Source organism: Porcibacter vitabionis, from assembly GCF_046263795.1.
Taxonomy (GTDB): Bacteria; Bacillota; Clostridia; order Lachnospirales; family Lachnospiraceae; genus Lachnocurva.
The window spans coordinates 1-15,531 of record NZ_JBJYZD010000011.1 but is presented as its reverse complement, the minus strand read 5'-3'; the positions used below and the strand labels follow the sequence as shown (position 1 = coordinate 15,531).

12 protein-coding genes and 2 tRNA genes are annotated in these 15,531 nt (G+C 45.6%); 13 read left to right on the top strand and 1 reads right to left on the bottom strand.

Translation table 11 applies throughout. The features are described 5' to 3' along the window. Positions 1 to 62 precede the first annotated feature (62 nt). The 8 genes from ispD (at position 63) to ACKX2L_RS08735 (ending at position 9,643) form a co-directional block, all read left to right on the top strand. On the top strand, positions 63 to 785 hold the full coding sequence (ispD, locus tag ACKX2L_RS08770) for a 2-C-methyl-D-erythritol 4-phosphate cytidylyltransferase (RefSeq protein WP_497551549.1): 723 nt from the start codon (positions 63 to 65) through the stop codon (positions 783 to 785). Positions 786 to 836: 51 nt separating this feature from the next. Beyond that, entirely contained in the window at positions 837 to 2,243 is a 1,407-nt protein-coding gene (locus ACKX2L_RS08765) for an MATE family efflux transporter (protein ID WP_497551548.1), read from the top strand. A gap of 120 nt (positions 2,244 to 2,363) precedes the next feature. Next, positions 2,364 to 2,449 (top strand) — tRNA-Ser (locus ACKX2L_RS08760). Between the two features lie 240 nt (positions 2,450 to 2,689). Next, positions 2,690 to 3,178 (top strand): MarR family winged helix-turn-helix transcriptional regulator, encoded by a 489-nt coding sequence (locus ACKX2L_RS08755; protein WP_497553100.1) that lies wholly within the window; start codon positions 2,690 to 2,692, stop codon positions 3,176 to 3,178. A 55-nt stretch (positions 3,179 to 3,233) separates the two neighbouring features. Then, complete coding sequence (locus ACKX2L_RS08750; protein WP_497551038.1) at positions 3,234 to 3,887, top strand: IS607 family transposase; 654 nt, start codon at positions 3,234 to 3,236, stop codon at positions 3,885 to 3,887. Further along, positions 3,820 to 4,980, top strand: coding sequence for an RNA-guided endonuclease InsQ/TnpB family protein (locus tag ACKX2L_RS08745; RefSeq protein WP_497550961.1), 1,161 nt, complete (start codon positions 3,820 to 3,822; stop codon positions 4,978 to 4,980). The genes ACKX2L_RS08750 and ACKX2L_RS08745 overlap by 68 nt, the downstream gene beginning before the upstream one ends. Before the next feature lie 192 nt (positions 4,981 to 5,172). Continuing rightward, a complete protein-coding gene (locus ACKX2L_RS08740) occupies positions 5,173 to 7,542 on the top strand; it encodes an ABC transporter ATP-binding protein (protein WP_497553099.1) in 2,370 nt (789 codons plus the stop codon). Next, a complete protein-coding gene (locus tag ACKX2L_RS08735) occupies positions 7,529 to 9,643 on the top strand; it encodes an ABC transporter transmembrane domain-containing protein (RefSeq protein WP_497553098.1) in 2,115 nt (704 codons plus the stop codon). The genes ACKX2L_RS08740 and ACKX2L_RS08735 overlap by 14 nt, the downstream gene beginning before the upstream one ends. A 766-nt stretch (positions 9,644 to 10,409) precedes the next feature. Here the strand turns inward: ACKX2L_RS08735 and ACKX2L_RS08730 are convergent. Next, on the bottom strand, positions 10,410 to 11,648 hold the full coding sequence (locus ACKX2L_RS08730) for an IS256 family transposase (RefSeq protein ID WP_497553097.1): 1,239 nt from the start codon (positions 11,646 to 11,648) through the stop codon (positions 10,410 to 10,412). A gap of 169 nt (positions 11,649 to 11,817) precedes the next feature. Here ACKX2L_RS08730 and ACKX2L_RS08725 point away from each other — a divergent pair, with 169 nt between their 5' ends. The 5 genes from ACKX2L_RS08725 (at position 11,818) to ACKX2L_RS08705 (ending at position 15,324) form a co-directional block, all read left to right on the top strand. Further along, positions 11,818 to 12,639, top strand: coding sequence for a hypothetical protein (locus ACKX2L_RS08725; RefSeq protein ID WP_497553096.1), 822 nt, complete (start codon positions 11,818 to 11,820; stop codon positions 12,637 to 12,639). Between the two features lie 13 nt (positions 12,640 to 12,652). Then, on the top strand, positions 12,653 to 13,549 hold the full coding sequence (locus tag ACKX2L_RS08720) for a hypothetical protein (RefSeq protein ID WP_497553095.1): 897 nt from the start codon (positions 12,653 to 12,655) through the stop codon (positions 13,547 to 13,549). Further along, on the top strand, positions 13,539 to 14,396 hold the full coding sequence (locus tag ACKX2L_RS08715; protein WP_497553094.1) for a hypothetical protein: 858 nt from the start codon (positions 13,539 to 13,541) through the stop codon (positions 14,394 to 14,396). Before ACKX2L_RS08720 ends, ACKX2L_RS08715 begins: the two co-directional genes overlap by 11 nt. Before the next feature lie 13 nt (positions 14,397 to 14,409). Next, on the top strand, positions 14,410 to 15,048 hold the full coding sequence (locus ACKX2L_RS08710; RefSeq protein WP_497553093.1) for an ATP-binding cassette domain-containing protein: 639 nt from the start codon (positions 14,410 to 14,412) through the stop codon (positions 15,046 to 15,048). A 187-nt stretch (positions 15,049 to 15,235) separates the two neighbouring features. Continuing rightward, positions 15,236 to 15,324: transfer RNA gene (locus ACKX2L_RS08705), tRNA-Ser, on the top strand. Positions 15,325 to 15,531 lie beyond the last annotated feature (207 nt).

Genomic DNA, 15,531 nt, shown 5'->3' with positions numbered 1-15,531 from the left:
TGGAAATGCAGGCTGATTCTGCGAAGATCATCTGATTTTTCAACCTGGTGAGAGGATGTGTGATGAAATATAGTGCAATCGTTCTGGCGGCCGGTTCGGGCAAAAGAATGCATGCCGACCTGCCCAAACAATATATGGATCTTATGGGGAAACCCTTGATTTATTATGCGCTCGAAGCCTTTGAGAAAAGCCCGGTGGATGAGATCGTTCTTGTGGTGACTCCGGGTCATATCGATTATTGCGTCAAGGAGATCGTGCACCGCTTTGGCTTTCGAAAAGTCACGAAAGTCGTAGCGGGCGGCAAAGAACGTTCGGAGTCTGTTCTCCGGGGTCTCGAATCGGCAGAGGGAGATTATGTCCTGATTCATGATGGGGCCAGACCTTTCTTAAGTCAGGAGGTCATCGGCCGTATGATGGATGCCGTTCAGAAATATAGGGCGGCCATCGCAGCGGTGCCGGAAAAGAACACGATCAAGGAGGGCGATTTGGATCATTTTGTGACGGATACGCCGGATCGGTCGAAATTATGGGAAATTCAGACGCCACAGGCTTTCGAACGGAAGTTACTGTTCGATGCCTATCAGAGGCTCCTTTCTAAGGATCCCGACTTATCTATGGCAGGACTCACGGACGATGCCATGGTAGTAGAAGAGGGGGGATGTCTATCAGATGGCGTAAGGCCTCGGATCAAATTGATCGAAGGGGATTATTTCAATATCAAAATCACAACCAGGGAAGACCTGGTCTTCGGCAAAGCAATTCTTGAGAAAATGTTAGAAGAGTGAGAAAAACAGACCGGCTGAGAGACCGGTCTATATTTTATAGAAGGAGGTTACATGACAGAAAAAAAGAAACTTCATTGGCTTTATGATCGAAAGTTCTACAGACATACCCTTTATATCGCAGTTCCTATCATGATTCAGAACGGCATTACGAACTTTGTCAGTATGCTGGATAATATCATGGTCGGTCAGATCGGAACCACCCAGATGTCGGGGGTTTCTATTGTCAATCAGCTTCTTTTCGTTTTTAATCTGATGATTTTCGGAGGCCTGGCCGGTATCGGAATCTATACAGCTCAATATGCCGGCAAGGGCGACCAGGAGGGAATCCGGATCACTTTCCGCATGAAGCTGATTCTGGCAGCGGTTCTGGTGGCTGTTGGACTTATAGTCTTTCTGACGTCCGGTGTCCGTCTGGCTTCTCTCTGGCTGTCGGGCGGAGCATCCAAGGCGGACCTGGCGGAAACGCTGACGGCCGCCCATCATTATCTCCTGGTCATGTGCATCGGTCTTCTGCCTTTTGCACTTTCTCAGGTCTGCGCAGATACCCTTCGTGAACTTGGAGAAACCATGACACCAATGAAGGCAGGACTTCTGGCTGTCGCTGTCAACCTGATCGGTAACTATATCCTGATCTACGGAAAACTCGGAGCTCCGGCCCTTGGCGTTGTCGGTGCCGCTATCGCAACCGTGATCAGCCGGCTGGCAGAGGCTTCCTCTCTGGTGATCTGGCTCCTCCGCCATAGCGAACGCTTTCCCTTTGTCCATGGGATCTTCAGCCATTTTCATATTCCTCTGGGACTGGCAAAGACCATTTCCTTCCGGGCCTTTCCTTTATTACTGAATGAAACTCTCTGGTCCCTGGGTCAGACGGTCTTAAGCCAGCAGTATTCCCTGCGGGGTCTGACGGCTGTTGCAGCCTTCAATATTTCCAATACCATTGCCAATGTCTTCAACATTGCCTTTATCGCCATGGGAAGTGCGACCGCTATTATCCTGGGTCAGGAGCTTGGCAGCGGGAAAGAAGGAGACGAGGTCAAAAGAGACGCCCATCGTCTGGCTTTTATTGCAGTTGTATTATGCCTGTTTTCCGGAAGCCTTCTTTTTGCAATTAGTGGCCTTTTCCCGCAGATCTATAATACTTCAGCCGAGATCCGCTCGATCGCAACCGGTCTGATTCGGGTCAGCGCCTGCTTCATGCCGGTCTATGCATATGAAAATGCGGCATACTTCACCCTGAGAAGCGGCGGAAAGACCTGGATCACCTTCCTGTTTGACAGCTGCTTTGTATGGGTTGCGACGCTGCCATTGGCTGCCCTTCTGACCCATTTCACCAGCCTGCCTATCATTCCGCTTTTTGCTCTGGTACAGACAGCGGATTTCATTAAGATGATGGTCGGCTTCTTTATGGTTCGAAGCGGTAAGTGGATCCACAACCTGACCAAGGAGAACCTGGGGTAAAGGAAGACCGATATTTGGGCTCCTGGAATGGTTTGATCGATCTGTATCTGCTGTATTTTTAGACTGAGCAAAAATCTGCATTGACAAATTATGGGCGAATATAGTAACATACCAATGTTTGGAGAGGTATCGAAGCGGTCATAACGAGGCGGTCTTGAAAACCGTTTGGCGGCAACGCCACATGGGTTCGAATCCCATCCTCTCCGTTGGTATATGGACGAGTGAGAAGCAAAAGCTTTTCGCTCGTCTTTTTTATTCCCAAAATCCTATTGACATGTCCATATGGTCAGCGTATTATTTAACGCAAGCAATTATTAACAATGATAACGATTATACACGTTAATAATTATCCATAACAACAATTCCAAACAACAGTGATATCAGCCAGAGCTGGCCGCGGTCTATATTTGGCCTGCCAGCCAGGCATAGAAGAAAGGAGCAGATTTGTGATTCAAGAGGAAGAAGATTTCTTACGCGCGCTGAACCGCTTTCACAAGCTGGGCCCGGCCTTCCACATGACGGGCACAAGCCGGGGGAAAATGATCCTTATGGGAACGGTGGTGCGGCTTTCTGAGATCAGTCCAGACGGAAAAGTGCGTGTGAGCGATCTGGTTTCGACGCTTCAGATGCCGGCACCAGGAGTGTCGAGACTTCTGAAGGGACTGGAGGAAGAAGGCCTTGTGGTTCGAACCATCGACCCGTCCGACCGGAGAAATACGCTCGTGTCTTTGACAGACAGTGGGTGCGCTGAAACCGAGCGGGGACGGGCCTGGATCAATCAGACCGTGGATGCGATCACAGAGGGCATGGGCGTGGAGAAAATCCAGACCCTGACGACGCTTCTGAACGAGCTCTACGACCAGATCAACCGGGTCTGCCTGAACCCGGAAGAAAAAAAGGAGGGAAAATTAAGTAACAAAAATCATCGTCAATAGTGATTAAATGTGTTAAAATATACTCATGGAGGATATTGTTATGAACACATCTAATATCACTAATTACAAACCAAAAGATTTTGCTGAATTATTGGGCGTCTCGGTCAAAACGTTACAACGTTGGGACAGAGAGGGAATTCTGAAAGCAAATCGAACTCCGACTAATAGGCGTTATTATACTTATGATCAGTATCTTCAGTTCAAGGGCATAAATACTGAAAACGATAATCGTCAGATTGTTATTTATGCCAGAGTATCTACAAGAAACCAAAAAGATGATTTACAAAACCAAGTGGCTTTTTTACGTCAGTTTTGCAATGCTAAAGGTATCATTGTAGATCAATGTATTGAGGATTATGGAAGCGGACTTAACTACAATCGAAAAAAGTGGAATCAATTATTAGATGAAGTAATGGAACAGAAGATCAAAACTATCATAGTTACACATAAAGATAGGTTTATCAGATTTGGCTATGATTGGTTTGAAAAATTCTGTATGAAGTTTAACACAGCCATAGTGATAGTGAATAATGAAGAACTATCACCGCAGGAAGAACTTGTACAGGATATTGTATCTATATTGCACGTTTTTTCTTGTAGATTGTACGGCCTTCGCAAGTATAAAAAACAAATAGAAGGAGATGCAGAAATTGCTAAAGAGCTTCAAGACGGAAATAAATCCGACAGCCGAGCAAAAAATCAAAATTAACAAGACTATTGGCACTTGTAGGTACGTCTATAACTTTTATCTCGGTCACAACAAAACTTTACACGATAACGGTGAAAAGTTTATGAGTGGTAAAAGTTTTAGTGTCTGGCTGAACAATGAGTACCTTCCAAAAAATCCAGATAAATTATGGATCAAGGAAGTCAGTTCAAAATCTGTAAAACGCTCAATTGAAAATGGTTACGTTGCATTTACAAGGTTTTTCAAACATCAGAGTGCTTTTCCAAAGTTTAAAAAGAAAGGGAAATCTGATGTGAAAATGTATTTCGTAAAGAATAATCCAAAGGATTGCCGATGTGAAAGACACAGAATTAATATTCCATCACTTGGTTGGGTTCGCATTAAAGAAAAAGGATATATTCCAACCACCAAAGACGGGTATGTAATTAAAAGTGGTCATGTCTCAATCAAGGCGGATAGATATTATGTGTCAGTTCTTATAGAAATTCCAGACACTAAGATTGCTAATAATAGCAATGGTGGTATAGGAATTGACTTGGGTTTAAAAGACTTAGCAATTGTTTCCAATGGTAAAACTTATAAAAATATCAATAAGTCAGCAAGAATTAAAAAATTAGAAAAGAAACTGCGTAGAGAACAAAGATGTCTCTCACGCAAATATGAAAACTTAAAGAAAGGAGAGTCCACTCAAAAGAATATACAAAAGCAAAAGCTCAAAGTACAAAAACTTCATCATAAAATAGATAATATTCGTACTGATTATGTCAATAAAACAATAGCTGAGATAGTGAAAACCAAACCATCTTACATAACTATTGAAGATTTGAATGTGTCAGGAATGATGAAGAACAGACATCTTTCAAAAGCTGTTGCGTCACAGAAGTTCTATGAATTTAGAACCAAACTTAAAGCAAAATGTGATGAAAATGGTATTGAATTAAGAGTCGTAGACAGATGGTATCCATCATCCAAAATATGTCATTGCTGTGGTGCTATCAAGAAAGATTTGAAACTTTCAGATAGAATATATCGTTGTGATTGTGGCTATGTTGAGGATAGGGATTTCAATGCTGCTCTTAATCTAAGAGATGCTTTAACTTACACAATTGCATAATAAACGCAAAATGTAAGTATGTACTGCGGGCTATCGCAGGAATTTACGACTGTGGAGTGTACACGAACTTGTGAGTAGCGTATTGTTTATAATCGCCAAAGCATACACATTGAAGCAGTAAGAAGTATCCGCAAGGACTTCAATTCTCGATGTGTTTGAGTATATTTAAACATATTTTGAGTGGCAGACAGAATGAAGTATATTTTTTCAAATTTGAAGAAGTACTGGAAATCGGTACTGCTTCTGGCTGTGCTTTTGATCGTGCAGGGCTACTGCGAGATGTCCATGCCCCAGTACACCCAGAACATTATCGATACCGGCATCCAGAACAAGGGCATCGAGCATATCATGCCGACAGAGATCACGGCAGAGGAATACAGCCAGGCCGAATTCTTCATGAGCGATTCGCAGAAGAACGAGTGGGAGAATGCCTACAGGGCCAAGGGCGACAACTATGTGCTGAAGGATCTGAGTTCGAAAAAGTTAGACCGGCTCGACGATGACCTTCTGAATCCTATTGTTATGACTTATCAGATGGGACATATGACGGAAGCGGATTTCCGGACCATGATGAAAAATCAGCTGAAGAGCCAGATGGAAGCGGCTGAGCAGGCGCAGAACCAGACCGCCGCAGCTGCTGCCAAGGCCCAGATGGAAGCGGCCCTGGAGAAAATCGATTCCATGTCTGCTTCGGAAATCGCCAAGGCCTATAAGATGAATGTCAAGGTCTTCACAGCTAAGGATGAGGACGGAAAGAAGGCAATTTATGTCGATGTCCGTCCGGCTCTGGAGCAGATGATTCAGAGCGGCCGGTTTGACAAAAGTCAGCTCAGCCAGATGAGGAAGCTGATCAATAAGACAGTCAAGAAGATCGGCAGCCAGACTATGCGGGCCATGGGCATCCGCTATGCATCGTCCGCAGAAGAGGCAGCCGGAGTCAATGTCGACAAGGTCCAGAAAAATTATCTCTGGGCCAGCGGCGGACGGATGATGCTGATGGCACTCCTCATGGCCATGGTGGCAGTAGCGGTTTCCTTCGTCGCCTCCCGTGTCGGCGCCGGCGTCGGCCGTGACCTCCGACTCAAGGTCTTCAACAATGTCATCGGCTATTCCAACGCGGAGATGGATAAATTTCAGACCTCGTCTCTCATTACGCGTGCAACCAATGATGTCCAGCAGGTACAGATGGTAACGACTATGTTTCTCCGCATGGTACTCTATGCACCGGTCCTGGCTGTCTGGGGCGTGATCCGGGTCTACCAGTCCCACGCCAACATGAGCTGGGTCATTGCCCTCGGAATTGCCGTGATCGTGGGAATCATTCTGACCCTTGTTGTGGTTGCCATGCCGAAATTCAAGATCATGCAGAAGCTTGTGGACCGACTGAACCTGGTTTCCCGTGAGATCCTGACCGGACTTATGGTGGTCCGCGCTTTCGGACGGGAGAAGGAAGAGGAGAAGCGCTTCGATGAAGCCAATCAGGATCTGAAGCGGACCCAGCTCTTTACCAACCGGGTCATGACCTTTATGATGCCGGCCATGATGTTTGTCATGACAGGACTCAGCATCCTGATCACCTGGGTGGCTTCCCACCGGGTCAATGAGGGAACTCTCCAGGTCGGCGCCATGACTTCCTTCATCACTTATTCCATGATCATTATTTCTGCTTTCATGATTCTGACCGCCATGTCCATCATTCTCCCCAGAGCCGGTGTGGCAGCGGAACGAATCCAGGAAGTCATCAATACCAAGCCTTCTATCGAAAGCCCTGCTGATGAGAAGACTCCGGAAAGGAAGACCGGAGTCGTAAGCTTCCATAATGTAAGTTTCCGTTATCCGGGTGCGGAGATGGATGCCCTGAAGGATATTACCTTTACGGCAGAGCCGGGGAAAACCATAGCCATCATCGGAAGCACCGGCTCAGGAAAGAGTACCCTGGTCAACCTGATTCCCCGTTTCTACGATGTCACCGGCGGATCCATCACGGTTGACGGTGTCGATATCCGGGAGCGGAATCTTCAGGATCTGCGTGCAGAGATCGGCTTCGTGCCCCAGAAGGGAACCCTGTTTTCCGGCACCATTGCATCCAATATCCGCTTCGGATGCCAGGATGCGACGGATGAGGAAGTCGAGAGAGCAGCACGGATTGCCCAGGCAGAGGATTTCATTGAGGAAAAGGAAGACCGTTACGACAGCTATATCTCTCAGGGCGGCAGCAATGTTTCCGGCGGACAGAAACAGAGACTGTCCATTGCCCGTGCCATTGCAAAGAATCCGAAAATCCTGGTCTTCGATGACAGTTTTTCCGCTCTTGATATGAAGACTGATGCCAGGCTCCGGGAAGAGCTTGCAAAGCAGGAAAAGGATGCAGCCAAGATTATCGTGGCCCAGCGGGTCAGCACCATTCTGAATGCCGACCAGATTCTGGTTCTCGATGAGGGCCAGGTGGTCGGACTCGGAAGACACGAAGAGCTGCTGGACACCTGTGAGGTATACCGGCAGATCGCTGCTTCACAGCTTTCAGAAAAGGAACTGGAGGAGACACGCCATGCGAGAAGATAATATTCAGAACAAGAAAGCCTCCCTTTTAGAAGCTGAGGCTGAGAAGAAGACTTCTGCTATGGAATCCAGGACTGAAAATCAGAAACAGGATGCCTCTGGATCCCAATCAGATGCTGATAAGAAAAATAAAAAAGACAGGGCTTCCGCTCGTGACGCTGAAAAACTTGCGCGGGAGAAGAAGCTTGCGGAATACAGAAAGAAACATAATGCGGCATCCAACCGCCGAGGCCCGGGCAGAAACCGGGTCGGCGAGAAGCCGAAGGACTTCCGGAAATCTTTCGGAAAGCTCATGCGCTATATCGGCCGCTACCGGATAGCCGTCATTTTTGTCGCGATCTTTGCCATCCTTTCCACGGTCTTCAATGTTATGGGACCGAAGATCATGGGACATGCGACGACGGAACTGGCCAACGGACTCATGCGTAAGATCCAGGGAACCGGCGGTATCGATTTCACCAAGATCGGAAAAATCCTCCTCATGACCCTGGCCCTCTATATCGCATCGGCCGCCTTCAGCTTCCTTCAGGGCTGGATCATGACCTCGGTCAGCCAGAAGGCTGCCTACCGGATGCGGCGGGAGATCTCGGAGAAAATCGACCGCATGCCGATGAAATATTTCGAGAGCCGGCCTTACGGAGATGTTCTGTCCCGGATTACCAATGATGTCGATACCCTCGGCACCGGACTGAATCAGAGTATCACCATGATCATCTCTTCGATTGCAACGCTCGTCGGTGTTGTGGTGATGATGCTGACCATCTCGCCCCTGATGACTTTGATCGCGGTCGTTGTTATTCCGGTATCCGGTATTCTGGTTTCCTTCATTGTCAAAAAATCCCAGAATTACTTCATCCGTCAGCAGGATTCTCTGGGAATCATCAACGGACAGATCGAAGAGGATTTCTCCGGCCAGCTGATCATCAAGGCCTTCAACCGTGAGCAGGAATCTCTGAACGAGTTCAGCAGGACAAATGCAGACCTCTACGACTCTGCCTGGAAATCCCAGTTTATCTCCGGCGTCATGATGCCGGTCATGAACTTCATCAGCTATCTGGGCTATGCCGGCGTGGCTATCTCCGGAGGTATGCTTGCCATTCAGGGTGTCATCGGAGTCGGCGATATCCAGGCCTTTATCCAGTACGTGGGAAATATAAAGCAGCCCCTGGCTCAGCTTGCACAGGTCATGAACCAGGTGCAGTCGATGACGGCAGCGGCCGAAAGAGTCTTTGAATTCCTGGAGGAAGAAGAGGAGCCGAATGTGCTGCTTCCGGAGAAGGCGGAGAGTAGTGCTGGTGATAAGGAAATCGAAGATACGCAGAAGGCAGAAACAGATAATGAATTAGCAAATGCTGCCGAGACGCTGGAAAATGTTCGAGGCGAGGTGGACTTCAATCATGTTCGCTTTGGCTATGATCCGGACCAGATTATCATCAAGGACTTCTCCTGTCATGTAGAACCTGGCCAGAAGATTGCAATTGTAGGTCCGACCGGGGCCGGAAAGACCACCCTTGTAAAACTTCTGATGCGCTTCTATGACGTAAACAGCGGATCCATTCTTCTGGATGGAAAAGACATCCGGACCATTGACCGGCATCAGCTCAGAGATAATTTCTCCATGGTCCTTCAGGACACCTGGCTTTTCTCCGGTACCATTCGGGAAAATATCCGTTACGGGCGTCTGGATGCAAGCGATGAGGAGGTCGAAAAGGCGGCAAAGGCAGCCTATGTGGATCACTTTATCCGTACCCTTCCCGGCGGCTATGACATGGTTCTGAATGAAGATGCAACCAATGTATCCCAGGGACAGAAGCAGCTTCTGACCATTGCCCGGGCCATGCTGGCAGACCGGAAGGTTCTGATTCTGGACGAGGCAACATCCTCGGTCGATACCAGAACCGAGCAGCTGATCCAGAGCGCTATGGACCGCCTGATGAAAGGCCGGACCAGCTTTGTCATTGCCCACAGACTTTCTACGATAAGAAATGCAGACCGCATTCTTGTACTGAACCATGGCGATATCGTAGAACAGGGAACCCATGACGAGCTCCTCGCCAAGAACGGATTCTATGCCGATCTGTATAACTCGCAGTTTGCTGAATAAGCTCTTCGGAACGCATCCGGACTCGTCGAACGCTTGCGTTCGTAAGAGACCGGATGCGATTACGAAGGCAACAGGCATGAGCACGGGAATGAAATAGATAAGATGACAAAAAATACTGGCAATTCTGTGCTTATTGTGATATTGTACAGATAATAAACAAGCGTTGCAAAAAGAAAGGAGACATGCCTTTGCATGATTGGCCGCCACATTATTAATTGTCAAGGGTAGATGATCTTCAATGTGCTGTTCGATATTTGAATAAAGGGGAATTGATAGAAAGGGGGACAAGGACAACGTGATGAACATGATAGATGTCATCACGTTGTCTTTAACTAAATATGATGAAAAAATTGCTGACAATTCTCATCTTGCTTGTTTCCACCCTGTTTATCTTTTCAGCATGTGCTAATAAAAAGGATGGCGAAATTCGAAAGAAGTCAAATCGATGTAATTTAAGTGATATTCAGTCAGAATTTAATGAGATAAAGAAGCATACTTATAAAAATCTTGATTTCAGTCAAGCAGGACTTGTCAATCATTCGGATATCAGCTGTTATAAATTGACTATAAAACAAGATTGGGATAAGGAAAATTTCGGCATGCAGAAAATGAATATGGAGGAGGTATTGAAGAGATTTGAGTCATACTGTGTGGACTATTTCGGAGTCTATGATGAAACATATGTTATATTTTCTCCGCCAGCTGACAGTGATTAAGTCAAGTCCATATTTGTGTGTAAATTGCCTTCAGGTATAACTGTTGATAACTATGCTGCCAGAAGAGCGGCTTGTTCTTCAGCAATCAGATGCAGTTGATTTCGAACATCCGATTTCAGTAAGCCCTGATAGGATTCTTTACTGAAGATGGCCTTTCTGGCCTGACTGATGCTGTTCTGTTCTATCAAGACAGATCCCATCAGCCGGATCAGCGATGCCTCATTTGGAAAGATCCCGATGACGCCGGAACGCCGCTTCAACTCCCGATTCAGCCGCTCGATGTGGTTCGATGTCCGGAAGAAGCGACGCATCCCTTCCGGGAGCGTCATAACGGTCATAGCGCTTTCGAAGCCTTCATCGAGACATTCCATTGCGGATGAGGCGGATTCTTGATAATCGGCGAGGATCTGATCCCGTTTTTGTCTGGCATCCTCGATCTTTTTGCAGTGGAACATTTCCTGTAGTTCAGCACGCAGACCAGCCTGTTCTTTCTTCGGAGCTTTGTCAGCGATGTTCTTTGAAAAGTGAAACTGACACCGCTGCCATGGAACGTCCGGAAACACCTCTCTGGCGGCATTGATAATGCCATCGTGGGCATCGGAAGTGATCATCATGAGACCGCACAGGCCGCGCTTTTTCAGCCCGGTCAGGAAGTCTTTCCATGTCTCACGAGACTCATTCCGATAGGCCGAGAAACCAAGGATTTCGCGCCTTCCATCGTCATTGGTGCCATAGGCAATCATCAGCGCTTTCGAGACAACCCGGCCGTTCTCACGTACCTTGAAATACGTAGCATCGACTGTGAGGAACGGGTAATTACCTTCGATCGGCCGGTTGCGGAAGGCCTCGACTTCCTGATCGAGATCCTTACAGACATCGGAAACTGCGGATTTGGAGATTGATGTACCGCAGAGCGTCTCTACTACCCTTGCAACTTTCCTGGTGGATACACCGCTCACGACCATTTCCGCCATGGTTGTAACCAGAGCGGCTTCGCTGCGGGAGTAGTTCTCAAAGACCATCGTATGAAATGGCTGGTTCCTGTGCCTCGGTACATTCAACGTTATCGTTCCGATCCGCGTTTTGAGATCTCTGGTTCGGAAACCGTTTCTCGAGTCTGTACGGCCTTCTGAGCGCTCATATGGCGCTGCCTGGAGCTGTTCCTGGGATTCGGCTTTAAGAACCGAATTCAGGCTTTCCTGAAGAAGAGTTCGGAAAGCGTCCTCCCGGTCAGCAGAAAGTAACTGTAGAATTTCGTCCTGATTCAATGTAATATTGAGTTGAGCCATTGGTTTTCCTTTCGGTACTATGTTGAATGTCGCGATTCTCATTATACCTGAGGGCTGAGCCATTGGCTCTTTTGAATTATTGAATTTACACCATTATACGGACTCTATCAGTGATTATTATAATGATCTATGCGGTGACATAGACAAGATAGAGACTGTAGCTGATTTTTTGCCGAAGGTTAACAAGTATAAAGAAGAATTGATAAATGGTACCTATAAGGCTACAAGTTTGTACTATTATGATAATGATCATAAGAGATATGTGTACTGGACCGAGGCGTCTTCTGAACCGGAATGGATCAATAGAGGAAAGCTTTATTCATTATATAGCGATGCAAAATTAGGCTCATGGCTTCCAAGGGATATCGATGATACACAGGCTGTCAAAAAAATATATACAGGGGATTTTGACAAGGGTTATGATCAAGAGTACAGGATCGGAAATGACAAAATGACGCTCAGGGAGGTCATTTCTTATATAGAAAATGGCAATCAGGAAGGGGAGATGAACCCTTATGTATATAAAGTAAAAATATATGATATGAAGGATGGTTCAGACAGTATTGGGGCGGAATATACGGATTCCTTTCATGGGATCCCAATGGATTCCTTTCAGGAGTCAGTCACTAACGCAGATACGGATCTTGTGCAGGAGTCAAAAGAGCTTGTGGTAGACGGTAAGGACCATTTGGATGTGCGGATTGATGGGGGTTCTCCCGATATCACATCGAAGACAGAAGTCGTACCGTTGATCAATCTTACAAAAGCTGTAAGTATTCTAAGCAGTAAAGTTACCCAATCGGTGAAATTTAAGATCACTTCTGTAGCAATGGTCTATACCGGCAAGTATACAGATGAGAATCGTGAAAAAGCGGATCTCAGTCCGGCATGGAAATTTATAGCAGATAATTCAAACGATGGGTTACACTATGCATTTTATGTTGATGTAGTAACAGGTAAACTTTATTACTACAGCTATTCAACTCTATAATGGCAGAAAAGCTATGATAATAAGAAATATAAAAACAGAATTTCAGAAGATACTGACGGGATATGGTTTCTATCTATGCATTGCTTTTACTGTTATATTATGCTTCTCTGCGGAGATCTATCAGGATGAAACAACCTATGACAAATATTCGGTCATCCGCGCTCTTATAAGCTTCGATAGAAATTTTATGCTGACAGATACACAGTTTTCTTCTCTGGAAGTTATGAGAAAAGGGAGTTGGGGATGGATACAACTTTTCATACCGATAGTATCAGCTTTTGCCTTCGTACCGCTCCTATGTGATGAACATGAAGCGAAAGTGGTACGGTATGAAGTTTTCCGGTCTTCGAGGTTAGAATTTCATTTGTCTGAGATGATTGCAGGATGCGTGAGCGGAGGAATAGCTGTATCAGCAGGTTATGGAATCTATTCCGCATTGGTATTTCAGCTCTTTCCGGACATAGGTGAATATTCATCTGAATTGAAAGAGATGTACAGGGAAAGCATGTCATCCTATATGAATTTTTCCACCGGTTATTTGGACGCGACACTCATAAAAATGCTGGGAGTATTCCTATATGGACTTACCATTTCAGCAGTTGTCATTATGCTGACAAGTCTAATCAGGAACAAATACCTCGTATTATGTATACCATTCTTTATCAAATATGCTATAGGTCAGACGTGCCAGAAGCTATCGTCTCAGATAAATGAAAAAATGTTAGCCGGAGATAAATCGAATCAGTGGCTTTCGAACATTATTTCCGTGATTTATCCGGATGCGTTGCCACAGTTCAATGAATATGGGAGCTTGAAGAAATACGTGTTACTGTATAGTGCTGCTATAGTTGTTGCCTGTTTGGTGCTGTATCTTTTCTTTACGATGAGGAGAGTAGATAGTGGAGAATAGAAAATGTATCCTCTCTGTCGCGAGACAGGAATATTTGAGGTGGATCACAGATCCTAGGATCGTTGTGGTAGGGGTCCTTATTATTTTTATGCGAACATTGGCCGTAGAGCCACTGCTGGAAAGGGCTGAAAAGATAGGCATCCGTCTTGGAATTTTTGAACCATATATCGCAATTGGAAATTCGGGTATGCTGGTAATGCTTATGCCATGCGTATTCTTAATACTCATAGGCGCCTATCCGAAGATTACAGGGAATACTCTGTTTTTTATTCAAAGAACAGGTAAATGGAATTGGTTTATCGGGCAGATACTTTTTATAGTCTATGCCGTCTTGACTTTTTTGGGATTAGTGATCATAGGAAGCATCTTGGTATCTGGAGGAAGACCGCTCGGCGGATGGAGCGATGCGGTGACGAAGTATAATGCCATGTTTCCGGATGAAGCCGAAAATTTTGCCAGTCAGCTCATACCGTCGAACCTTTATAATCAATTATCCATGTGGAATGCTCTGCTGCAAACCACCATACTCATGGCTATGTATCTGTTTCTCCTGGCATTGGTAATTTATTTCTTTAAGGAGATACATATACAGTCCTTCGGATTGTTCGCATCTATTATTGTGATATCAGCGGGAGTTGTCACAACCTCGCTTGACTCCAGAGTGATGTGGGGTCTTCCGATGGCAAATACGATCGTCTGGATTCATTATGACAAAATACTTGAGCAAACAGTAGTACCTGTGTGGTTTTCATACGTTTATTTTGCGTTGGCAATTACTGCGATGCTGATACTGAATGAAATGGCGGTCAGACGGCTGGAACTTCTGAATATTGAACTCGTGGAGTGAGGTGAACGGATCTATGGAAAAAATCATCGTATCACATGTAGACCTGGTTCTTGGGAAAAAGAAGATCCTTGATGACATTTGCTTGAAGATGGAGAAAGGAAAGACATATGGACTTGTCGGCAGAAATGGAAGCGGCAAGACAATGCTGATGAAGTGCATCCTTGGATTTGTGAAGGTCACAAGCGGTGAGATTACGGTCGATGGAAAACGAATCAGACGTGATATTGATTTCCCGGACGATACCGGTATGATTATCGAGACTCCCGGCTTTATTCCGTATTATAGCGGTTACAAGAATTTGAAACTTCTGGCGGACTTAAGACATAAGATTGGTGATAAGGAAGTAAGGGAGGCAATGGGGAGAGTAGGACTTGACCCGACTGACAAAAAACATGTAAAAAAGTATTCTCTTGGAATGCGTCAGAGACTGGGAATCGCACAGGCTGTCATGGAAGATCCGGATCTTCTTGTCCTGGATGAACCATTCAACGGCCTCGATAATGAGGGAGTCGAAGAAATGCATGACTATTTTCTGGAGCTTAAAAAAAGGGGAAAGACCATGATTCTTGTGTCGCACTCTTCGGAAGATATAGATGTGCTATGCGATGAAGCTGTGTATATCGAGCATGGAAAGATCGTAGCAAGGGTCTGACGATGGATCAATCTTTAGTTGCAAGGAAAAAGAAAAGAAATTGCATCAAATGTCTGACTTTTTATAAAAGGGAAATTCCTACTTGCAAATGCAGGCTGGATGATATATATTATTACTTGCGTTCGCGAAGAACGCAGGACATCTCAATAGGAAGCCGGGTAACCGGAATCACTAGAGTAAGACGCTTGGAGAAGTACCCAAGAGGCTGAAGGGACACCCCTGGAAAGGGTGCAGGTCGTTAATAGCGGCGCGAGGGTTCAAATCCCTCCTTCTCCGTTTCAAGTCAAAGGAATTTTAAAAAGCTGTTGACAACAGTCCTGAGATTTGATAATATTAATAAGCTGTCATCGAGACAGCACAAAGCACTTTGATAACTGAACAATGAAACAACCTTGAAAGATTCTAAATGAGAGAATTTTTTAAAGAACGCGTTATGGAGACATAACAAACCTAAAAGCAGTAAAGCGAAGGAAACGAATGACA

Excerpts from the sequence above, each read along its gene's own strand:
- ispD (WP_497551549.1), top strand. The coding sequence starts at position 63 with ATGAAATATAGTGCAATCGTTCTGGCGGCCGGTTCGGGCAAAAGAATG.
- ACKX2L_RS08765 (WP_497551548.1), top strand. The coding sequence starts at position 837 with ATGACAGAAAAAAAGAAACTTCATTGGCTTTATGATCGAAAGTTCTAC.
- ACKX2L_RS08745 (WP_497550961.1), top strand. The coding sequence starts at position 3,820 with ATGCAGAAATTGCTAAAGAGCTTCAAGACGGAAATAAATCCGACAGCC.
- ACKX2L_RS08740 (WP_497553099.1), top strand. The coding sequence starts at position 5,173 with ATGAAGTATATTTTTTCAAATTTGAAGAAGTACTGGAAATCGGTACTG.
- ACKX2L_RS08735 (WP_497553098.1), top strand. The coding sequence starts at position 7,529 with ATGCGAGAAGATAATATTCAGAACAAGAAAGCCTCCCTTTTAGAAGCT.
- ACKX2L_RS08730 (WP_497553097.1), bottom strand. The coding sequence starts at position 11,648 with ATGGCTCAACTCAATATTACATTGAATCAGGACGAAATTCTACAGTTA.
- ACKX2L_RS08720 (WP_497553095.1), top strand. The coding sequence starts at position 12,653 with ATGATAATAAGAAATATAAAAACAGAATTTCAGAAGATACTGACGGGA.
- ACKX2L_RS08710 (WP_497553093.1), top strand. The coding sequence starts at position 14,410 with ATGGAAAAAATCATCGTATCACATGTAGACCTGGTTCTTGGGAAAAAG.